Here is a 22,498-nt window from a genome sequence, read left to right as displayed (position 1 = left end):
CGGCATATGTCCGCTCTCTTTTATTATGTGGTTTGTTTCGATCTTAGGCTCAGTACCAAATCTTCATCAGGAGTCACAAAAACGGTTGTTTGCTGATCGTATGTCACAAATCCTGGCTTAGAACCATTCGGTTTTTTTACATGTCTGATCTTTGTATAGTCAACGGGCACTGAACTAGATTGACGGGCTTTACTAAAGAAAGCAGCAACGGTCGCGGCTTCAATTATTGTTTGTTCATCCGGATCAGTGCTTCTGATCACCACATGCGAACCTGGTATATCTTTTGTGTGAAGCCAAATCTCATCTTGTCTTGCAAACTTATTTGTTAAATAGTCATTTTGTTTATTATTTTTACCGACATAAAAGGTAAGGTCAGAAGAAGATGTGTATACTTCAAGCTGAGGCTTTTCTTCTTTTTTCTTCTTTTTTGAAGGCTTTTGTCTGCGTTTTAGATAGCCTTGCTCAATCAGTTCTTCCCGAATTTCTTCGATGTCTCTTGGTGAAGCACTCTCCATTTGTTGAATTAACTGATCGAGATAATCAATATCTTCTCTAGTTTGCTCCATTTGTTCGAGTACAACCTGAACTGAATTTTTCGCTTTATTGTATTTCTTAAAGTAAGCTTGAGCATTATCTGAAGGAGATTTTAACGGGTCAAGTTTAATCTCAATCGTTGGCTGTTCCTCTTCATAATAATCGATTACTTCTATTTTTTTGTCCCCGCGCTTTACTGAATAAAGGTTAGCTGTAAGCAGTTCACCATATTTTTGATACTCTTTTGCCTTATCAGCATCTGTTAGTGTCCGTTCAAGTTTAACTAATTTCTTTTTGTTTTTTTGATATTCATTGCGAAGCATTTTTTCTAAGTCAAACGCTTGCTGCTTTACGCGGTCACGTTCTGCTTTGCCGTAAAAGAAACGATCAAGCATGTTACTAATTGTAGGAAATGAGCGCTGCTCTCCGTTTAGATGATGTAAATCAATCACACTAAAGTATTCTTTTCCATCAGCTTCAATCATCTGCGGTGTATACTCATGATCTTTAACCGAAGAGAAGACTACAAGAAATGCTTGCGGTAATGTTTGTCTATTGCTCATTCCAGAACGATCAATAATTTCTTTTGCTACAAGAGGAGATAAACCGCTGAAACGGTCGACCAGCTGCCGGTCAAGCTTCCCCTGGTTAAAGTCCATTTCTTTTAAAACAGCTGATTCATCAAGGTCTAACGGGTTTTGTTTTTCTTGTTCTGGCGGTCGTTTATACAGTTGACCTGGTAAAACAGTCCGATAGCTGCTTTGAGAAAGACTGACATGCTTAATGCTGTCTAAAATAACGCCGGAATCAGCATCGACGAGCATAATATTACTATGGCGTCCCATAATTTCAATTATTAATTTTTTCGATTGAACATCACCAAGTTCATCTTTATTTCGTATGGTCATCTCAATAATACGTTCCATATCAATTTGTTCAATCGATTCAATAATCCCGCCTTCGAGATGTTTACGTAAAAGCATACAAAACATAGGAGGCTTCTCCGGATTTGTATACTTTTCATTCGTTAAATGAATGCGGGCAAAGCTGGCATTTGCAGACATTAACAGCTGGTGATTAGCACCATTGGCTCGAATCGTGAAGACAAGTTCTGTTTTAAATGGCTGATAAATTTTAGAAATACGACCTGACTGCAGTGTATGTGAAAGTTCGTGTGTGATTGCACGAGTCATAATGCCGTCAAATGACATATGTAGCACCTCTTCTCTAACCACAAACCAGCCTTGCATACTTTTCTTTTGATAGATAGTCGTAAGAAGCTGGCTTGTTCAATTTGCTTTCATGAGTATAGCATGTTTTTCACTCTCGCTGAATAAGATGGCTTGTATAAATGACTATTAAGAAGAGGTCGCAAGTTGCGAGAGTCTTCTTAGTGAGCAGAAGTAGGACTAAATGTGGGGTGGCGGCATGCAATGGTTGAGAATGACTACAGAAGAAGTAGAACGATCGGTAAGGACCAAAATTGAGACAGGCTTAACAGAGAAAGAGGTTCAAAAGAGGCTTGGCGTTTACGGAGCCAATAAACTTGATGACGGTAAGAGAACACCCGCTTTCTTAGTGTTTCTGAATCAATTTAAAGATTTTATGGTTCTTGTTTTGTTAGCTGCAACATTAATCTCTGGCTTATTAGGAGAGTACATTGATGCAGTGACGATCATGTTTATCATCTTGTTGAATGGGATTTTAGGCTTTGTTCAAGAAAGAAAGGCTGAAAAATCGTTAGATGCCCTAAAAGAGCTGTCTTCACCGCAAATGATGGTTAATCGAAGCGGTGTGTGGCAAAAGGTTCTCTCCACTCAAGTCGTACCAGGAGATGTGGTGAAAGTGACAAGCGGTGATCGGATTGGTGCAGATATCCGTTTAATTTCAGCAAATGGGTTAAGGGTAGAAGAATCATCTTTAACAGGTGAATCAGTACCTGTTCAAAAACATGCATCACCGCTTGATGCAAAGGATGCCTCCTTAGGTGATCAAGAGAACATGGCGTTTATGGGAACGATGGTTACGCAAGGTAATGGGGTTGGTGTTGTTGTAAACACTGGTATGAAAACAGAAATGGGCAAGATTGCACACTTGCTGCAATCAACCGAATCACTTGTTACACCTCTTCAGCACAAATTAGAGCAGTTAGGAAAGATTTTGATTGCTATTGCCTTATTACTAACGGCTCTTGTCGTTATTATTGGGGTATGGCAGGGTCATGACGTTTATACAATGTTCCTATCAGGGGTTTCCCTTGCTGTAGCGGCAATACCTGAAGGTCTTCCGGCGATCGTCACAGTAGCATTAGCACTTGGTGTTCAACGGATGATTAAACGAAGAGCCATTGTTAGAAAGCTCCCCGCCGTTGAAACATTAGGGTGTGCATCTGTTATTTGTTCGGACAAAACGGGGACGCTCACCCAAAACAAAATGACCGTCACAAGGCTATGGTCTGGCGGCAAGCTGTGGGAAGTCAGCGGAAATGGGTATGAACCAAGCGGTGCGTTTCGTTTGGCCGGAGTAGAAGTGCTGCCTGAGCGTGAAAGGGCTCTGCAGCAATTACTTAGTTACGGAGCAATATGTAATAACGCTTCACTTATGACGCGGTCTATTAAGCAGGGGATGTTACGAAAAGAGAGAACTGAATATGTGTTAGATGGAGATCCGACTGAAGGGGCTCTTGTCGTAGCTGCCATGAAGGCTGGATACAGTACAGAGGGTCTGAATGATCAATACACTAGAGTAATGGAATTTCCTTTTGACTCCGCAAGAAAGATGATGAGCGTCATAGTTAAAGATAAGAAAGGGAGATCTTTTATTATTACAAAAGGAGCTCCTGATGTCGTTTTATCTCAATGTACAACCATTTCATATAATCAACAAACAGAGGCGTTCACATCGTCTAGAAGAACAGAAGTAGAGGGCGTTATTTCTAATCTGTCATCTAAAGCGCTTAGAACGATTGCCATTGCTTATAGACCATTAAAGGCAAATGAAGTATGCAGCCAGCCTTTTGAAGCAGAGAGACAATTAACGTTTCTAGGGTTAGAGGGAATGATTGACCCGCCAAGACCTGAGGTGAAGGGGTCAATTCTTGAATGCAGGGAAGCTGGAATTAAAACGGTCATGATTACAGGCGATCATCGCCTTACTGCTTCTGCAATTGCAAAAGAGTTAGGGATCCTTCGTGAGGGAGGCCAAGTGTTAGAGGGAAGAACATTAAAACAAATGAGTGTAGAGGACCTTGAGGGATGCGTTGATGATGTAGATGTATACGCCAGGGTCTCTCCTGAGGATAAATTAAAAATCGTTAAAGCACTCCAGGCAAGAGGGCATATTGTGGCTATGACAGGAGATGGCGTTAATGATGCACCGGCCATTAAAGCAGCCAACATTGGAATAGCAATGGGTATTACAGGAACAGATGTCGCAAAAGAAGCTTCCTCGCTTATTTTAAGCGATGATAACTTTGCAACGATTAAATCCGCCATTAAAGAAGGCCGTAATATTTATGAAAACATCCGGAAATTCATCCGCTATATGATGGCATCCAATGTCGGTGAGATTTTAGTTATGCTATTTGCGATGATGCTAGGGATGCCGCTTCCATTAGTTGCTATTCAAATTTTATGGATTAATCTAGTGACAGATGGGCTGCCTGCTATGGCACTTGGGATGGACCAAGCAGAAGGCGACGTCATGAAGCGAGCGCCAAGAAGCCCAAGGGAAGGAGTCTTTGCTCGAGGGTTAACATGGAAAATTCTAAGCCGCGGTTTTATGATTGGGGCTGTTACCCTAGCAGCATTCTGGATTACTTTAGAAGCACATCCTGAGGAGTTAATCAGGGCTCAAACTGTTGCGTTTGTCACGCTTGTGATGGCTCAGCTCATTCATGTCTTTGATTGCCGCAGCGAGTACTCAGTTTATCACCGAAATCCATTTGAAAATCGATATTTAGTTGGAGCGGTATTAATCTCTGTTTTACTTATGATTGCTGTTATTTATTATCCTCCGCTGCAGCCAGTCTTCCATACGGTTGCACTTGATATGCGTGAGTGGCTGCTCGTACTTGGAATGGCTGCGATCCCGACTGTTGTATTAGGAGGATTTCAGCTGTTTAAAAGAAGATAAGTGATGAAAAAACGAGTTCATGAACATATGAACTCGTTTTATTTTTCTAAAAGCTCAGAATAATTGGCGCCTTGTAGTTTCTACTTGTTACCAGATATAAAGTTCGTTAAAATAAGAGAATGGATGTGATAAGATGCGAAGTATGACTGGTTATGGACGTTACAGTTTTAAGTGCGATCATTTTTCGATCATAGTAGAAGCAAAGGCAGTGAATCATCGCTTCTTTGAGTGCAGTACTCGTATCCCAAATGAGTTTCTTCATTTAGAAGAAAAGATACACTCTACAGTACATAACGAAATAAAACGCGGGAAAATTGATCTTTTTATTCATGTTGAAAAAGCCGAATTTAGTAGGCATAAGCTTGAAGTGGATTATGAGTTACTCAAAGAGTACATCAAAATTGCCAATGAATTAAAGGGATCATCAAATCAAGTTGGTGGATGCTTAGATGTAAACACACTTCTTTTTGATGACCGGCTTGTTAAAAAAGTGGAAATGGAAGATAAGCATGCAGAAGAAATCAGTTTGGCGATCTTAAATTCCGTAACTGCTTGTGTTCAAGAACTCGTTGATATGAAAGAACGAGAAGGGGACCGGTTGAAAAAAGATCTTTTTATTCAACTAAACCATATTTCAAATGTTCTTTCTAAAATTGAAACAAAAGCACCAGATATTAATCTACATTTACAAAAGAGAATGGAAGAGCGTGTGGCCTCGTCTTTAAAGGAGCTCAGTGAAGCGGTAGTTGACCGCATCATTGCTGAAGCATGTTTGTATGCTGAAAAAGCAGATGTAAATGAGGAGCTTGTAAGGATGCGATCGCACCTTAGCCACTTTAAGGAAATTAGTGAAAATCACGATTTTCCTATCGGCAGAAAGCTTGATTTTCTCGTTCAGGAAATGAACCGTGAAATTAATACAATCGGTTCGAAAATTCATGATGCAGAAGTAAGACAATTTGTTGTTTCATTGAAAAGTTACATAGAAAAGATTAAAGAACAAGTACAAAATGTTGAATAGAACGTAGAATTCGAACGCTTTTTCGTATATAGTTAGGTTAGTTTGGATAAAAATGATGAGAGTGGTAGTCGGCTCTCCTAACAGATGGGGGAACATGCATGAATATTAAACTCATTAACATTGGATTTGGAAATATTGTATCAGCTAATCGAATTATTTCCATTGTCAGTCCTGAATCTGCACCGATCAAACGCATTATTCAAGATGCACGTGATCGAAACATGCTGATCGATGCTACATATGGTCGTAGAACAAGAGCAGTTATCATTGCAGATAGTGATCATGTAATTTTAAGTGCAGTACAGCCTGAAACGGTCGCACAGCGCTTAACTAGTAAGGAAGATGGTGCAGAAGAGGCATAATCACATCTTGTGAATGCCTTATTTTTAATCAGGTACATCTTAATTATGAAAGATGCAGCCACTACGGGGTAATCTATGTGGTGTAGGAGGTTTCCATGAAGAAAGAAAAGGGTTTATTAATTGTATTATCTGGCCCAGCAGGCGTTGGGAAAGGGACGGTTTGCGGAGCATTACGTAAAGAGGAAACAGATATTCAATATTCTGTTTCTGCCACAACCAGGCAGCCGAGAGAAGGAGAAGTGAATGGAGTTAATTACTTCTTTAAGAGCCGTGATCAATTTGAAGAAATGATTAAAAATGATCAATTACTAGAATGGGCAGAGTATGTCGGTAACTATTACGGTACGCCAGTTGATTATGTGAGGCAGACGCTTGATAATGGACAAGATATTATCTTAGAGATTGAGGTTCAAGGAGCTTTGAAGGTTCGTGAAAAGTTCCCAGAAGGCGTGTTTATTTTCCTTATGCCTCCGAGCTTAGCTGAGCTAAGAGCGCGTATTGTAGGGCGCGGCACGGAAACTGAAGAAGTGATTAATAAGCGGATGACTGTTGCAAGGGAAGAAATTGACATGATGAAAAAATACGATTACGTCGTAGAAAATGATCAAGTAGACCTTGCTGTGGATCGAATTAAATCCATTGTTGTTGCTGAACATTGTAAAAGAGAAAGACTTATTGAAAAATATAAAGAGTTAGTGGAGGTTGACTAAATGTTATACCCATCAATTGATTCATTAATGGATAAATTAGATTCAAAATATACACTTGTCACTGTATCGGCAAAGCGTGCAAGAGAAATTCGTGAAGATTCAAGCCGCGGTCCGCTTGTGAACCGCCCTAAAGCACATAAGCCTGTTGGTATGGCGCTTGAAGAAATTGTGGAAGAACATCTGCGTTTTGAGCGTATTACCCCAGTAGAAGAAGAGTAATTCATACAACCAATGAAAGAGTCTGACCCTCAAGTAAACCAAGATTGATACTTGCAGCAAGCCTGTTTGGATCATTTGATTACTGTTATAGAGGGCAGGCTCTTTGTTTAGGTTAAGATTGGGTGGCATAATAGATTAAGAGAAGCTATTTATTACATAAAAAATAGAAACGGTGCAATAGCAACTGTGCATATAAAGGGTGAGAACAAACATGGTAAATGGTAAACATATTGTACTAGCTGTAACTGGAGGCATTGCTGCGTATAAAGCCTGCGCGTTAACGAGTAAACTTGTTCAAGCAGGTGCCGAGGTAAAGGTAATGATGTCTGAGTCTGCAAAAGAATTTGTTAATCCTAACACATTTCAAGCATTATCAAGAAACCCTGTATATGATTGGACCTTTCATGAACCAGATCCGTCAAAGATTGCTCATATTGATCTGGCTGATTGGGCAGATCTTGTTGTAGTCGCTCCTGCTACTGCAAATGTCATCGGAAAACTAGCAAACGGGATTGCTGATGATATGATTACGACCACGCTGCTTGCGACAAAGGCAGATGTCTATTTAGCCCCTGCTATGAACGTAAACATGTACAACCATTCTGCTGTACAGAAAAACATGCAGACGCTTAAAGATTTTGGTTACTCTTTTATAGAAGGTGAAGCAGGGTATCTTGCTTGCGGGTGGACAGGCAAAGGTCGCATGGCAGAGCCTGAGGTCATTGCTGATATGATTAATCGTGTATTTGAAGAGAGGGATACCAATTCTCTAAATGAGTTAAAAGGAAAACATGTGGTAATTACAGCGGGACCGACTCAAGAAAGGATTGACCCAGTTCGTTATTTCACGAATCACTCAACTGGTAAGATGGGCTACGCCGTAGCTGCAGCAGCTAAACGGGCAGGAGCAGAAGTGACGCTGGTATCCGGTCCGACCAATCTTCCTCGTCCAGCTGGTGTGGATGTCATCAAAGTCATATCAGCTGAGGAAATGTATCAGGCTGTAATGTCTGTATATGATTCTGCAGATATTGTCATCAAGTCAGCAGCAGTCGCTGATTACAGACCAAAAGAAACGTTTGAACAGAAGAGAAAGAAAAGTCCAGGTGAGTGGAGCGTTGAAATGGAGAGGACTCGGGATATCCTGAAAACACTTGGTGAAAAGAAGGCGAATCAAATTTTGGTTGGCTTTGCGGCTGAATCGGAAAACGTTGAAGAATATGCGAAACAAAAACTACTAAAAAAGAATCTCGATTTAATTGTAGCAAATAACATTACCACGCCAGGTGCAGGATTTGGGTCTGACACTAACATTGTGACGATTCTTTCTAAAGACGGCGAGGTTAAGAATTATGAACAGCAAACGAAAGATGCCGTAGCGAAGCAGATATTAACCGATATTATAGATTATATTGAAAGGAATAGGAATGAATGATCGCAAAAGTGATTGTGGATGTGCCCGCCCAACAAACCGATCGCCTGTTTGATTACCGCATTCCGCCTGAATGGGAGGAAGTGGTCAAGCCAGGAATGCGGGTCGTCGTCCCATTTGGACCGAGGACCATCCAAGGGTTTGTAATCGAGATTGCGGAGTCTTCTTCTCATAATAAATTAAAAAAAATCTCGAATATCCTTGATGTGATCCCTGTTTTAACTCAAGAATTATTAGAGTTAGGAGAATGGCTGACAGATCAGACGTTAAGCTTTAAAATATCAGCTTACCACGTCATGCTGCCTGCTGCTCTTCGTGCAAAAGTGAAAAAAGAAGTCGTATTGAAAAGAGACCCGGCCTCTTTTGATATGGCGCTTCAAGCGGCATTTGGAAAATCTGACCGACTGAACTGGGATGTTCTAACGAAAGAGCATGCCTCACTCGTTCGGCTCGTTCAGACCTATATTCAAGAAGGGGTGCTTGATCTTGAATATGTTGTCGTTGATAAAGGAAATAAAAAGACAGAACGGGTTCTTAGGCTTGCGGCTGAGGGAGAGTCAGAAGAAGAACTATTACGTCATCTGTCTGCGCGTGCGGCAAAACAGCGAGAGGTAATCTCGTTTTTATATAACCAAAAGAATCCAATCAAAACGAATGAGCTCTTGCGTATAGTAGAAACCACTCGTGCGACGATAACTCCTCTTCTTAAAAAAGGACTGCTTAATGAGACGGAAGAAGAAGTGTACCGTGACCCAACGGAAGGGTTGGATATCCAAGAAACAAAGCCGCTTGAATTAACTGAAAAACAAGCAGCTGTGATTGCGCCTATTCTCAAAAGTCTTGAAAGTGAGGTTCACGAACCATTTTTATTACACGGAGTGACTGGCAGCGGCAAAACAGAGATTTATCTTCAAGCGATTGACCGCACATTAAAGGATGGGAAAGAAGCCATTGTGCTCGTCCCTGAAATTGCTCTTACCCCGCAAATGGTGAACCGTTTTAAGGGCAGATTTGGCTCTAAAGTAGCTGTTCTACATTCAGGTCTTTCAATGGGAGAGAAATACGATGAGTGGCGCAAGATTCATCGTGATGAAGTGAAGGTAGTTGTCGGGGCGAGGTCAGCTATTTTTGCTCCGTTTAAAAACTTAGGAATTATTATTATAGATGAAGAGCATGAATCAAGCTATAAGCAAGAGGAAAACCCTCGTTATCATGCTAGAGATGTAGCGATGTTCAGGGGCCGGTATCATCAATGTCCGGTAATTTTAGGAAGTGCGACCCCGTCGCTAGAATCGTATGCCAGGGCGAAAAAGGGTCGATATACTTTGTTGCCTCTGACCGAACGTGTAAATAATCGTGCAATGCCTGAAGTGAATGTTGTAGACATGCGTGAAGAGTTAAGAGCAGGCAACCGGTCAATGTTCTCAGCTGCTTTACTTGAAAAGATGCAAGAGAGAATGGATCGCAATGAACAAACGGTTCTATTTTTAAACCGCAGAGGGTACTCAACCTTTGTGATGTGTCGGGATTGCGGGTATGTAGCAACATGTGATCATTGTGATATATCTCTGACATATCATCGCAGTCAGAATCAACTTAAGTGTCATTATTGCGGTCATGAGGAAGCAATGCCGACTGTATGCGAGTCCTGCGGGAGTGAACACATTCGATTTTTTGGGACAGGAACGCAGAAAGTCGAAGAAGAAATCGCGCGAGTCCTTCCTTCTGCTAGAGTCATTAGGATGGATGTAGATACAACAAGAAAAAAAGGCTCTCATGAACGGCTTTTAACGTCGTTTGGAAAAGGAGAAGCGGACATTTTGCTAGGCACTCAGATGATCGCTAAAGGCCTGGATTTTCCAAACATAACCCTCGTTGGTGTCCTCGCTGCAGATTCCATGCTGCATATACCTGACTTCAGGGCGAGTGAGAGAACGTTTCAGCTGATGGAACAAGTAAGCGGAAGAGCCGGGCGGCATGAATTATCTGGAGAAGTCGTTATTCAAACATACACTCCTGAACACTATAGTATCGAGCTTGTAAAGTCTCATAACTATGAAGCTTATTTTGAAATGGAAATGGCTCAGCGTAAACATGCTGGTTATCCGCCTTATTTTTATCTGACGTTAATTAATGTCTCTCATCCGGAAATTACTAAAGTGATTGGCGTAACGGAAAAAATCACCTCATTTTTAAAAAGAGAGTTTTCAGATGAAACGGTTGTTTTAGGCCCTACAGCCTCGCCTATTGCACGGATAAAAGATAGATATCGCTATCAATGCATGATAAAATACAAAAATGAACCGAAGCTTGTAAATACACTGCGGGAAATTCAGCAGCATTATTTAAAAGAAATGAATCAAGGCCAGCTGAATATATCAATTGATTTACATCCTTATTTATTTATGTAAGTAAACTATTTAATTAAAGATTGAATGAGATACATTCGCACGTTATTTTTGAAAGGCAGGATTAGAATATGAAGATTGTATTTATGGGAACACCGGACTTTTCAGTACCGGTGTTGCGTCAATTAGTGATGGATGGGTATAACATTGCAGCCTGCATCACCCAGCCGGACCGCCCTGTAGGCAGAAAGAAGGTTATGACACCTCCTCCGGTAAAAGTAGAAGCAATGAAACACGGGATTCCTGTGCTTCAGCCAGAACGCATTAGAAATCAAGAAGAAATTGAGCGTGTGTTAGGATATGAACCTGATCTAGTCGTTACAGCAGCTTATGGTCAAATATTGCCAAACGATATTTTAGAGAAGCCAGCGTACGGCTGTATTAATGTTCATGCTTCTCTATTGCCGAAGTATCGCGGCGGAGCACCTATTCATCAGTCAATTATTGATGGTGAGAAAGAAACCGGTATTACCATTATGTATATGGTTGAGAAGCTAGATGCAGGTGATATATTAACACAAGTGCGTGTACCGATCTTAGAGGAGGATCATGTTGGTTCGATGCATGATAAATTAAGTGCTGCAGGTGCTAAATTGTTAAGTGAAACGATCCCAGCTTTAATTAAGGGTGAAATTACACCGCAAAAGCAAGATGAAACGAAGGTAACGTTTGCTAGAAATATCACGCGTGAGATGGAAAAAATGGACTGGAGTAAAACGGGTGAGGATTTATACAACCAAGTCCGCGGACTGAATCCATGGCCGGTTGCATTTACGACCCTTCAACAAAAGCCTTTAAAAGTGTGGCGTGCAAAGAAAGTGAACGTGGCAACAGAACATGAATCAGGTACGGTGATCGAAATTAGAGATGACTCTTTTGTCGTTGCTACAGGTAATCAAACAGCTCTTGAAATTATGGAGCTTCAACCATCGGGCAAAAAAAGAATGACTGCTGAGGACTTCTTGCGCGGGGCAGGGAGTTCCCTTAAAACGGGGATGAAACTTGGAGATGAAAATGAGTAAAAATGTACGTGAAGTAGCAGTAGATGTGTTATTACAAATTGAGAAAAATCAAGCTTACAGTAATCTTTTATTGAATCAAACGATTAATAAATCAAAGCTAGACCGCAGAGATATTGGTTTACTCACTGAGCTTGTCTATGGAACAATTCAACGTAGAGATACACTCGACTACTTTCTTGCTCCTTTTGTTAAGAAGGGTATTGATAAGTTAGAAGATTGGGTAAAGGTATTGCTTAGGTTATCAGTCTATCAGCTTGTATATCTCGATCGTATTCCAGACAGGGCGGTTGTACACGAAGCGGTAACGATCGCTAAAAAAAGAGGCCATAAAGGAATCAGCGGGATGGTTAACGGAGTCCTACGCAGTATCGGGCGAGAAGGCGTTCCTGATATTAAAAATGAAAAAGACCCTATTAAACGATTAGCTTTAGAAACGAGTCATCCAAAGTGGCTTGTAGCTCGCTGGGTTAAGCAATTTGGTGAGGAAGATACCCGCTTAATGTGTGAAGAGAACTTAGTCTCTCCTGCTGTTACAGTGCGTGTAAACCAAACAAAAGCAACAAGAGAAGAAGTGATCAGCATGCTTGAAGCAGATGGGATTGCGGCTGTCAAAGGAGAGCTTAGTGAGGACGCTCTTATTATTAAGTCCGGACAAGTGTTTGAATCGAAAGCGTTTAAACAAGGGTATGTGACGGCTCAAGATGAAAGTTCTATGCTTGTAGGCAGAGCGCTTGGGGCGAACAGTGGTGAAAGAGTTGCGGATGTATGTGCTGCCCCTGGCGGTAAAACAACTCATATTGCAGAACAAATGAATAACGAGGGCAGCGTTCTCGCTTTTGATTTACATGATCATAAAGTGAAGCTAATACGAGGACAAGCAGCAAGGCTTGATTTATCAATTATTGATACCCAGGCAGCAGATGCACGTAAGCTGGCTGAGAAATTTGAGCCAGAGAGCTTCGACCGCATTCTTGTAGATGCGCCGTGTTCTGGATTTGGTGTTATAAAGAGAAAGCCAGATATCAAGTGGGCCAAGAAAGAAGCAGACATTAAAGCGATTCAATCCATTCAGCAGGCGATATTAAATGCTGTTGCCCCGTTATTAAAAAAAGGCGGTACGTTAGTATACAGTACGTGTACGGTGGATAAAGATGAGAATGAGGAAACCGTTGAAGCGTTTTTAGCTGAGCACCCTTCATTTGTTAAAGATGAAGATTTAAAAAATCGCCTTCCTAAGCAGGTGATTGACTCAAAACGATTTAAATCAGGGATGGTTACAATATTGCCCCAAGATTTTAACAGTGACGGCTTCTTTATTTCGAGCTTGGTTAAACAGTAACCTTAAAATAGCTTAGAGTAAATGCCCATAGAGGGAATGCCAATGTAGGCGGCGAAGTTAAGGGTATGAAACCTTATTAGGATGAGGACTAAGGAGAGTTCAGCTCATTTGATTTGGGGAGAAGAGGTAGGTGGTAGCAGGATGCGGTATACGTTTATGACAAACGTTGGGAAAGTGCGTACACATAATGAGGACAGCGGAGGCGTATTTGAGAATTCGAGCGGAATTCTGGCCGTTGTAGCTGATGGAATGGGTGGACACTTAGCAGGAGATGTTGCAAGTTCCATGTCTGTATCGTTTCTAGAAAAGGAATGGAGTGAAGTAAGCTCACCTTTTTCTGCTAAAGAAGCAGAGCACTGGCTGAGAAATAGCTGTTTAAAACTGAATGAACATCTCTATCAACATGCATTAGACAATAAAGAATGCCAAGGCATGGGTACGACAATTGTTGCCGCTCTATGTACAGAAGAGTTTGTCTCAATTGCTCATGTGGGAGACAGCAGAGTGTATATTAAAAATGAGTTTGGCTTTAAGCTCAAAACATCTGATCATTCACTCGTACAAGAATTATTGAATACGGGTCAAATCACAGAAGCTGAAGCTGAACATCATCCAAGAAAAAATGTACTTTTACGGGCTCTGGGTACGGAACCTGTTATTAAAGTCGATGTGCAGACACTTCAAGTAGAAGACGATCAATTAATTATGCTTTGCTCAGACGGTTTATCTAACAAAATCGAAACAGCTGAGATGGAAAATATGCTTACGGCAGAACAATCGATAGAGGCGATAGCGGAATCATTCATTAAAAAGGCGAATGAACGTGGTGGAGAAGATAATATTTCAATTGCAATCGTTAAGTATGAAGAACATTCTAATCATGCCTTAGATACGGACAAGGCTAGGTGAGGGAAATGATAGGTACTCGTATTGCGGGCCGATATCAAATTCTTGAAGTAATCGGCGGCGGCGGAATGGCAAATGTGTATAAAGCATTAGATGTCATTTTAGACCGTCATGTTGCAGTAAAAGTTCTCCAACCACAGTTCTCAGAAGATGAACAGTTTATTAAACGTTTTCGCCGGGAAGCACAAGCTGCAACAAGTTTAAACCATCCGAATGTCGTTAATATTTTTGATGTCGGAGAAGAGGGCAATACGTATTACATTGTAATGGAATACGTAGAAGGATTTACGTTGAAAGAATTAATTCAATCGGAAGGTCCTCTGCCTGTTGAAAAGGTGCTTGATCTGCTCAAGCAAATGATGGCTGCGATCTCACATGCCCATGCGAACCAAATTATCCACCGTGATATTAAACCGCATAATATATTAGTGAGTAAGGACGGCGTTGCGAAGGTCACAGATTTTGGAATTGCGCGTGCGATTTCATCGGCTACGATCACGCATACTAATTCAGTTATGGGTTCTGTGCATTATTTGTCCCCAGAACAAGCCCGCGGAGGTCATGTTACGTACCGCTCTGACATTTATTCTATGGGAATTGTCTTGTTTGAAATGGTCACAGGTACGCTGCCTTTTAAGGGTGATACGGCCGTGTCTATTGCAATTAAGCACCTTCAAAATGAGGTGCCTTCTGCAAAATCGATCGTCCCAGGACTGCCACAAAGTATTGAAAATGTGATTAGAAGGTCGACAATTAAAGATCCGTTAAAAAGATATGCATCGATTCATGATATGGAAGAAGATGTCGAAACGGTCTTAAATCCAGACAGACTAAATGAAAATGTATATTATGCTAATGATGTTGAAGAAGACATGACAAAGGCTATTCCTATCATTAAAGATGACGATTTAAAAGAAGATGATGTTGACAAAACAATTGAAATAAAATCCAATGAACGCACGGCACCTGTTGCTGCCCCCGCACCGCCTCCAAAGCCTGCGTCTGAGCAAGCTGAGGCAGGAGAAGAGCCTGCACCTAAAAAGAAAAAGAAGAAAAAATGGCTGATTATCAGTCTTATAGCGTTGTTTTTATTAATCGGTTCTACGGCAGCGGCTTTTGTCCTGTTTCCTAATCTCTTCTATGTGGCAGAGGTTGAAGTTCCTGATGTTGTTGGTATGCCGTATGAAGAGGCTGAAGAAGAGCTTCTTGGCCTTAACCTTGTGGTCGAGCGCGAGGATGAGGAGATAGAAGGTGTTGAACCTGGTCATGTTGCGCGGCAAAGCCAAAGGGCAGGTTCGAGAGTAAAGGAACAATCAAGGGTGGTCCTATATGTTAATATAGAAGACGCGAGCTTTGAACTCGATGATGTCATTGGGCTTCCTATTGAAAGGGCAGAGCGCCTTCTCGATGAACAAGGCTTAACGGTCGAACGCATTGAGCAGGAAGATACGACCCAAACACCTGGCATCGTTACCGAGCAGCGTCCTAGTGCTGGTGAAACAGTGGTAGCAGGTGAAACAACGGTTTATTTAACGTATGCGGTTCAATCAGAGATTAGGCTTCGTAATTTAGAGGGCGAACGGGAAGATGCCGCACGTGAGTATTTAACTGAGGTAGGCTTAAACGGCCGTTTCCAAAATGAATACTCTGATTCAGTGGAGGCAGGTCTCATCATACGTCAATCACCTGGAGCATTTACGATGCTGCAGCCGGGTGATGATGTGCAGTTAATTGTCTCAAGAGGACCTAGAGAAGAAGAACCACCCCCAGCGTCAGAGGATACGCCAGAAGATAGCGGAAGCACCGAAGAGCCAGATCCTGAACCAGAAACACCAGCAACAAAACAATATGAAGTCAATCAGCCTGTTGACGTATCGCAAGAGGACCAAGAGGCCGGTAATAGTTATGAGATCCGCATCATATATCGTGATGCGACAACAAATGGGGCTGATGAAGTATTTGTTGAGGAATCAATAACTGAACCGAAAACCTATTCCATACCTCTAGAGGTAAGTGAGGAATACCCAGGTTCATTTGATGTTTATGTCAACGGAAACCAAGCTCATAGTTCTAAGCAATATACATTCAATTAAAAGAAGAGAGCTTAGTGAATAAGCTAAGCTCTTTCTACTTGCTTTGGGGGAAATTAAGGAGGTCATGCATGGCAACTGGTATGATTGTAAAAGCCTTAAGTGGTTTTTATTACGTTCAAAATGAAGATGGAATATTCCAATGCAGAGGTCGTGGAAATTTTAGAAAGCGCAAGATTAAACCGCTTGTAGGAGATGAGGTGGAATTTGAAGCCGAAAATCGAACAGATGGTTATATTTTAGATGTATTTGATCGAAAGAATGAACTGGTACGTCCGCCTATTTCTAATATCGATCAAGCATTGCTTGTTTTTTCAGCGAAGGAACCTGACTTCAGTCCGCTGTTGCTCGACCGTTTTTTAGTACATATCGAAGCAAACAATATCAAACCGGTTATTATTATTTCTAAGGTCGATTTATTATTACCAAATGAACTAGCGGAAATAAAAGAATATCAAAAGCAATATGAAGCCATTGGGTATACCGTCATTTTAACAACAAATCAAAACCAATCTTCAAATCAAACGAACGAAATGGTAGAAATTCTATCTTGTATCAAAGATCAAGTCACCGTTATCGCGGGTCAGTCAGGAGTAGGTAAATCCTCTCTGCTAAACGTACTAAAACCGGAACTAGAAATTGAAACTAATCAAATTTCAAGTCATCTAGGTCGAGGCAAGCATACAACAAGACACGTAGAATTATTAGCAGTAGGCGGGGGATTAATTGCAGATACCCCTGGCTTTAGCTCACTTGATTTTATTGAAATGGAGCCTGAAGACTTATCAAGCTGTTTTCCTGAAATGGCAAGCGTCCATAATCTATGCAAGTTTCGGGGCTGTACGCACACCTCTGAACCTAAATGTGCAGTAAAAGAAGCGCTTGTGCAAGGTGAAATTGATAACGGCCGTTATGAGCATTATCTTGTTTTTTTAGATGAAATTAAGAACACTAAACGGAGGTATTAGATCATGATTAAAATTGCACCATCGATTCTTTCAGCTAATTTCGCTACCCTTGGAGAAGACATTAAAGAAGTAGAGGCAGGCGGTGCCGATTACATCCATGTTGATGTGATGGACGGGCATTTTGTTCCAAATATTACGATCGGTCCCTTAATTGTGGATGCGATCCGTCCCGTTACTAAACTGCCGTTAGATGTTCACTTAATGATCGAAAATCCTGATCAATATATCCCGCAGTTTGCAAAATCAGGTGCAGATATCATTACCGTGCATGTAGAAGCGTGTCCGCACCTTCACAGAACCATTCACTTAATTAAAGAGAATGGCTGCAAGGCAGGAGTCGTTTTAAATCCTCATACCCCGTTTGACGCGGTTAAACCAATAGTGGAGGATCTGGATATGATTTTATTTATGACCGTAAATCCAGGTTTCGGCGGCCAGTCTTTCATTTCATCTGTTCTGCCAAAAATTAAAGAAGCTTCTTCCTACATTAAAGAAAAAGGCTTAGATGTTGAGATTGAAGTGGACGGAGGAGTGAATCCGGAAACAGCTAAACAATGCGTGGAAGCTGGTGCTAATGTGTTAGTAGCTGGTTCAGCTATTTACAATAAAGAAGACCGTGCGAAGGCAATTGCTGACATTAGAGGGTATTAATCTGTGTGAACGTTAGTCATTTGACTAACGTTTTTTTGTTTTCTTAGGTTCTTTTTAATTGCAGGGAACGGTTGGGTCAACTAGTGCATATAAGTATTATGTGCTTTAGGGTCAGATAAAGAGGTGTACTTACCCAAAAAGTCCAAGACATATCTAGTAAAGAAATGCATATGTATAAGGTAGGAAGACAAGGTTAGAGAATTCTCGGGAAAAAGTAGGTATAGTTCTTAGCTTGTGAATATACTAGTAGAAAAGAGTGTTGTTTTTATCCTTTCTCTATTATACTGCAAGTCTTTTTATCGAAAGGGTGAAGCAAGCTTTGCTAACGCCCGCTCTGGTCGCTAGCTAAAGTTCTTTATCATTAACTCATGGGTTTTACGTTGAGGAGGAGGAGCTATGAAATTCTACACAATCAAACTGCCCAAATTTTTAAGTGGATTCGTAAGGGCCATGCTGAACTCATTCAAAAAGGGGTAAATACAAAAAAGCACCGTGTATACGGTGCTTTTTTGTTAGTAACGAAGTAAATTATACGCGTTCAACTTTACCAGACTTAAGCGCACGAGTAGAAACATATACACGCTTAGGCTTACCATCTACTAAAATACGAACCTTTTGTACGTTTACACCCCAACGGCGTTTTGTTTTATTCAATGCGTGAGAACGCTTGTTGCCGCTTTTTGCTTGTTTTCCAGTAATTGCACATTTACGAGCCATGATCTGCACCTCCTTATACCAATAGCGATGACCACAGAAATCATACTTGACTATAGTAGCACAGCCCCTATATGAATGCAATAGCTACACGGAAAGTTTATCAAGTAAAGTTGCTTGACAGTGTATCTTTGCCCCGCTTATTTTAAAACAACTTTAAAAAACCCTTTGAGTATAGTAAAATGACGATAATGACCGAAGTCTTGAATTCGAGAAGGAGGAATCATTTATGTCCATTGAAATGAAAACCCAACTAGGTGTTGTAGATGTTTCTAAAGATGTAGTAGCTACAATTGCTGGCGGAGCAGCAGTCGATTGTTACGGTATTGTTGGGATGGCTTCCCAAAAGCAAATCAAGGATGGTATTACTGATTTGTTAGGAAAAGAAAACTTTCGCCGCGGTGTGGTAATTCGTGAGATCGATAAGGAAATTCATATCGATATGTACATTATCGTAAGCTATGGTACAAAAATTTCTGAAGTAGCTTACAATGTCCAAACGAAAGTGAAGTATCAGTTAGAACAAATGTTAGGGTTAGATGTTGATTCCGTGAATATTTTTGTTCAAGGCGTCCGCGTTACTAATCCGTAAGGTGTAGTTAGGAGGAGCTTGTTGTGTCAGTAAATTCGATTGAAGGAAAAAAACTTGCCCATATGTTTGTCGAAGGGGCAGCTAATTTATCAAAACATGTTAAAGTGGTGGATTCACTTAATGTATTCCCTGTTCCGGATGGAGATACAGGTACAAATATGAACTTGTCCATTACTTCTGGGGTAAAAGAAGTGAAAGCACAAGTTAGTGATGATGCAGGTAAGGTCGCTGCCTCTTTTGCAAAAGGACTCTTAATGGGAGCACGTGGTAATTCCGGTGTTATCTTATCTCAATTATTCCGTGGTTTCTCTAAGGATGTAGAAGGTAAAGAGTCGATTGGTGCACTAGATTTAGCTAAGGCATTTGAACATGGTGTTGAAACAGCATATAAGGCGGTTATGAAACCTGTTGAAGGAACGATTCTAACTGTTGCAAAAGATGCGGCAAAACACGCTGTGAAAACAGCCAAACATGAAAAAGATGTCATAGCAATGATGGAAGAAGTGCTTAAAGAAGCACGTGCTTCTTTAAAAAGAACACCGGATCTTCTCCCTGTATTAAAAGAGGTTGGAGTGGTTGATTCTGGTGGGCAAGGATTAGTTTATATTTACGAAGGATTTTTAGCAGTGCTTAAAGGTGAAAAGCTGTCTGATTCATTGCCTGAAGAGCCGCAAATGGAAGATCTTGTAAAAATTGAACATCACAATGCTCAAAGTCATATGTCTACAGAAGATATTGAATTTGGCTATTGTACAGAAGTGATGGTGCGTTTTGAGCAAGAGAAATTAGCTGCTAATCCATTTGATGAAACATCATTCCGTAATGAACTAAGTGAACATGGTGATTCACTTTTAGTGGTATCTGATGAAGATCTTCTGAAAGTACATATTCACGCAGAGGAACCAGGAGCAGTTCTATCGAAAGCTCAACGTTTTGGTGATCTAATCAACATTAAAATTGAGAATATGCGTGAACAACATACCCACCTTCTAGACGAAACGAAGGCTGTATATGGAGGCGAAGAAGCTTCTGCGGCCACACCGAAGGAAAAGAGTGAATACGGTATTGTAACGGTATCTATGGGCGATGGTATTGCCAAGCTGTTTGAAGGCTTAGGAGCAAGTGCTGTCATTCAAGGCGGGCAAACGATGAATCCTAGTACTGAGGATATTGTGCGTGCGATTGAAGAAGTAAACGCAGAAAAAGTAATTATTCTTCCTAACAACGGGAATATCATTATGGCAGCAGAACAGGCTGCGCAAGTAGTGGATGCAAAAGCGGTTGTCATTCCTTCTAAAACTGTTCCTCAAGGACTTGCTGCACTACTCGCATTTAACCCATCAGATGCGCTTGATGCAAATGCACAAGGAATGAAAGAGGCAATGTCTCATGTGAAAACAGGACAAGTTACATTCGCTGTTCGTGATACAAATATTGATGGTATCGATATTAAAAAAGATGATTTCATGGGAATTGCAGAGAAAAAGATCGTCAGCTCAGGTGCCGATGTACTAGAGGTTACAAAAGAGCTGCTGCAAAAGTTAATGGATGAAAATAGTGAGATTATTACAATCCTGCAAGGGGAAGATGCAAGCAGTGAGTTAACAGATGAGTTAGCTGCCTACATTGAGAGTGAGTATCCAGATGTAGAGGTAGATATCCATTTAGGTAATCAGCCGCTATACTCATATATTTTCTCGGTTGAATAATCCGTACGGGGGTTGGATTGTATGTCAAAAGTAGTAGTGGTAACAGATAGCACAGCGGATATTCCAAAGGAGCTTGCTGAACAATTAAACATTACGGTCATTCCATTAAACGTGATCTTCTCTGAAGAGGAGACATATCAAGATGGAGTCACTTTAACATCGACTGAGTTTTATGAGAAGGTTGTAGCAGAGGATCGGATCCCTTCAACATCTCAGCCGACTCCTTATCAATTTGAAGAATTGTATCGTGAGCTGCTTACTGAAGAGGATACAACGATCATCTCGATTCATTTATCATCTAAAATGAGCGGGACATACCAAGCTGCCATGATTGCAAAGCAATCACTGGATCTTTCTGATAAGCTTCATGTGATTGACTCGAAGCGAGCATCCTATGCGATTGGAATAATCGTTGTTGAAGTCGCGAAGATGGCTAAAGAAGGAAAGTCAGTTGAAGAATGTCTTAGCCGTATTGATGAGTTAATGAACGACACGAAGGTGTATTTCTTAGTAGATACGCTTGAATTTCTGCAAAAGAATGGCCGAATCGGAAAAGCGTCAGCTATGCTTGGTTCATTGTTAAAAATTAAGCCCATTCTCAGCCTGACAGAAGACGGGGAAGTGTACCCTGTAGAAAAAGTACGTGGTCAGAAGAAGGCGTTAAGTCGTATTTTAGAAGTGCTGCGTGATCAATATGGACAAGATCGTGTTCATGTTGGCGTCTCACATGCTGTAAACGAAGAGCTCGCTCGTGAAATGCTGGATCGAATGCGAGCTGAATTTAATGTGGAATCAGAAGTGATGACAGATATCGGAGCCGTAATCGGTGCACACGTCGGCCCGGGCACTGTTGCCTTTTCCATCACAAAAGCATGATGAATCATAAGGATATTCCTGCCTACACCATAGCTAGGTAGGGATATTTTTGCTTTGTAGATTGGTTTCATTTCGTCGTTTCTAGAGAATTGTAGTAGTATATGGATGATAATCACAGGAGGAAAGCTATGAAGTATCGTACAGTGTTTGATATTATTGGACCTATTATGATTGGGCCTTCAAGTTCTCACACTGCAGGAGCAGCGAGAATAGGGAGAGTAGCAAGAACATTGTTTGCAGAAAAACCAGATCGTGCAGATATATATTTTTATGGATCATTTGCTAAAACGTATAGAGGACATGGAACAGACGTAGCGATCGTTGGAGGAATATTAGACTTTGACACCTTCGATTCTAGGATTACGAATGCGCTTACAATTGCGAAAGATGAAAAGATTGATATTCATTTTCATGAGGAAGAAGCCTTAACGGATCACCCCAATACGGCTAAAGTGGTGTTAACTAAAGGAGAGGTCACAATTGAACTGGTCGGTATTTCCATTGGGGGCGGTAAAATAGAAATTATTGAGCTGAATGGATTTCAATTAAAGCTTTCTGGAAATCATCCTGCTATATTAGTCGTTCATAATGACCGGTATGGTGTGATAGCAGGCGTATCGAATGTGCTTGCTAAGCATGAAATTAATATTGGACATATGGAAGTATCGCGAAAAGAAAAAGGGAAAGAAGCTCTTATGGTGATAGAAGTGGACCAAAATGTACCAAATACGATTTTAAAAGAACTAGAAAGCCTGCCAAATATCGTGAAAGTGACAAAGATTCATGATTAGGCTGAATGCTAGTAGGAGGA

At 41.0% G+C, this 22,498-nt stretch carries 20 protein-coding genes; 18 read left to right on the top strand and 2 right to left on the bottom strand.

From position 1 onward, the window contains the following. Positions 1 to 23: 23 nt before the first annotated feature. Positions 24 to 1,745, bottom strand: coding sequence for an Rqc2 family fibronectin-binding protein (locus tag BPOF4_RS12005; RefSeq protein ID WP_012959448.1), 1,722 nt, complete (start codon positions 1,743 to 1,745; stop codon positions 24 to 26). Between the two features lie 217 nt (positions 1,746 to 1,962). Here BPOF4_RS12005 and BPOF4_RS12000 point away from each other — a divergent pair, with 217 nt between their 5' ends. The 14 genes from BPOF4_RS12000 (at position 1,963) to spoVM (ending at position 18,273) form a co-directional block, all read left to right on the top strand. After that, a complete protein-coding gene (locus tag BPOF4_RS12000) occupies positions 1,963 to 4,668 on the top strand; it encodes a calcium-translocating P-type ATPase, SERCA-type (protein WP_012959447.1) in 2,706 nt (901 codons plus the stop codon). A 133-nt stretch (positions 4,669 to 4,801) separates the two neighbouring features. Next, complete coding sequence (locus tag BPOF4_RS11995; protein WP_012959446.1) at positions 4,802 to 5,689, top strand: YicC/YloC family endoribonuclease; 888 nt, start codon at positions 4,802 to 4,804, stop codon at positions 5,687 to 5,689. A 98-nt stretch (positions 5,690 to 5,787) separates the two neighbouring features. Further along, on the top strand, positions 5,788 to 6,051 hold the full coding sequence (remA, locus tag BPOF4_RS11990) for an extracellular matrix/biofilm regulator RemA (protein ID WP_012959445.1): 264 nt from the start codon (positions 5,788 to 5,790) through the stop codon (positions 6,049 to 6,051). 95 nt (positions 6,052 to 6,146) lie between these two features. Beyond that, positions 6,147 to 6,761 (top strand): guanylate kinase, encoded by a 615-nt coding sequence (gene gmk / locus BPOF4_RS11985; protein ID WP_012959444.1) that lies wholly within the window; start codon positions 6,147 to 6,149, stop codon positions 6,759 to 6,761. Continuing rightward, entirely contained in the window at positions 6,762 to 6,980 is a 219-nt protein-coding gene (gene rpoZ, locus BPOF4_RS11980; protein WP_012959443.1) for a DNA-directed RNA polymerase subunit omega, read from the top strand. Positions 6,981 to 7,191: 211 nt separating this feature from the next. Beyond that, positions 7,192 to 8,415 carry a bifunctional phosphopantothenoylcysteine decarboxylase/phosphopantothenate--cysteine ligase CoaBC gene (gene coaBC, locus BPOF4_RS11975; RefSeq protein WP_012959442.1) on the top strand — a complete coding sequence of 408 codons (1,224 nt, stop codon included), beginning with the start codon at positions 7,192 to 7,194 and terminating at the stop codon, positions 8,413 to 8,415. Beyond that, positions 8,412 to 10,823, top strand: coding sequence for a primosomal protein N' (gene priA, locus BPOF4_RS11970; protein WP_012959441.1), 2,412 nt, complete (start codon positions 8,412 to 8,414; stop codon positions 10,821 to 10,823). The genes coaBC and priA overlap by 4 nt, the downstream gene beginning before the upstream one ends. A 68-nt stretch (positions 10,824 to 10,891) precedes the next feature. Further along, a complete protein-coding gene (fmt, locus tag BPOF4_RS11965; protein ID WP_012959440.1) occupies positions 10,892 to 11,842 on the top strand; it encodes a methionyl-tRNA formyltransferase in 951 nt (316 codons plus the stop codon). Further along, a complete protein-coding gene (gene rsmB / locus BPOF4_RS11960) occupies positions 11,835 to 13,181 on the top strand; it encodes a 16S rRNA (cytosine(967)-C(5))-methyltransferase RsmB (protein WP_012959439.1) in 1,347 nt (448 codons plus the stop codon). The genes fmt and rsmB overlap by 8 nt, the downstream gene beginning before the upstream one ends. Before the next feature lie 141 nt (positions 13,182 to 13,322). Continuing rightward, entirely contained in the window at positions 13,323 to 14,090 is a 768-nt protein-coding gene (locus BPOF4_RS11955) for a Stp1/IreP family PP2C-type Ser/Thr phosphatase (protein WP_041822473.1), read from the top strand. A gap of 5 nt (positions 14,091 to 14,095) precedes the next feature. Next, positions 14,096 to 16,180, top strand: coding sequence for a Stk1 family PASTA domain-containing Ser/Thr kinase (gene pknB / locus BPOF4_RS11950; RefSeq protein WP_012959437.1), 2,085 nt, complete (start codon positions 14,096 to 14,098; stop codon positions 16,178 to 16,180). A 68-nt stretch (positions 16,181 to 16,248) separates the two neighbouring features. After that, entirely contained in the window at positions 16,249 to 17,145 is an 897-nt protein-coding gene (gene rsgA / locus BPOF4_RS11945; protein WP_012959436.1) for a ribosome small subunit-dependent GTPase A, read from the top strand. A gap of 3 nt (positions 17,146 to 17,148) precedes the next feature. Next, positions 17,149 to 17,796 (top strand): ribulose-phosphate 3-epimerase, encoded by a 648-nt coding sequence (gene rpe, locus BPOF4_RS11940; protein ID WP_012959435.1) that lies wholly within the window; start codon positions 17,149 to 17,151, stop codon positions 17,794 to 17,796. Positions 17,797 to 18,192: 396 nt separating this feature from the next. Then, entirely contained in the window at positions 18,193 to 18,273 is an 81-nt protein-coding gene (spoVM, locus tag BPOF4_RS11935) for a stage V sporulation protein SpoVM (RefSeq protein WP_012959434.1), read from the top strand. A 51-nt stretch (positions 18,274 to 18,324) separates the two neighbouring features. Here spoVM and rpmB read toward each other — a convergent pair whose 3' ends face one another. After that, positions 18,325 to 18,513 (bottom strand): 50S ribosomal protein L28, encoded by a 189-nt coding sequence (rpmB, locus tag BPOF4_RS11930; protein ID WP_012959433.1) that lies wholly within the window; start codon positions 18,511 to 18,513, stop codon positions 18,325 to 18,327. A gap of 226 nt (positions 18,514 to 18,739) precedes the next feature. On the opposite strand from rpmB, the gene BPOF4_RS11925 reads away from it, so the two are divergent. From BPOF4_RS11925 to sdaAB, 4 genes are all read left to right on the top strand, one after another. Further along, positions 18,740 to 19,102 (top strand): Asp23/Gls24 family envelope stress response protein, encoded by a 363-nt coding sequence (locus BPOF4_RS11925; protein WP_012959432.1) that lies wholly within the window; start codon positions 18,740 to 18,742, stop codon positions 19,100 to 19,102. A gap of 23 nt (positions 19,103 to 19,125) precedes the next feature. Next, positions 19,126 to 20,811, top strand: coding sequence for a DAK2 domain-containing protein (locus BPOF4_RS11920; protein ID WP_012959431.1), 1,686 nt, complete (start codon positions 19,126 to 19,128; stop codon positions 20,809 to 20,811). Positions 20,812 to 20,832: 21 nt separating this feature from the next. Beyond that, positions 20,833 to 21,687 (top strand): DegV family protein, encoded by an 855-nt coding sequence (locus BPOF4_RS11915; protein WP_012959430.1) that lies wholly within the window; start codon positions 20,833 to 20,835, stop codon positions 21,685 to 21,687. Positions 21,688 to 21,815: 128 nt separating this feature from the next. Then, a complete protein-coding gene (sdaAB, locus tag BPOF4_RS11910) occupies positions 21,816 to 22,478 on the top strand; it encodes an L-serine ammonia-lyase, iron-sulfur-dependent subunit beta (protein ID WP_012959429.1) in 663 nt (220 codons plus the stop codon). The last annotated feature ends 20 nt before the right edge of the window (positions 22,479 to 22,498 follow it).

Origin of the sequence: Alkalihalophilus pseudofirmus OF4 (genome assembly GCF_000005825.2) — a bacterium.
Lineage (GTDB): Bacteria > Bacillota > Bacilli > Bacillales > Bacillaceae_D > Alkalihalophilus > Alkalihalophilus pseudofirmus.
Note: the sequence above shows the minus strand (reverse complement) of the source record. Positions and strands in the feature narration are given on the sequence as shown.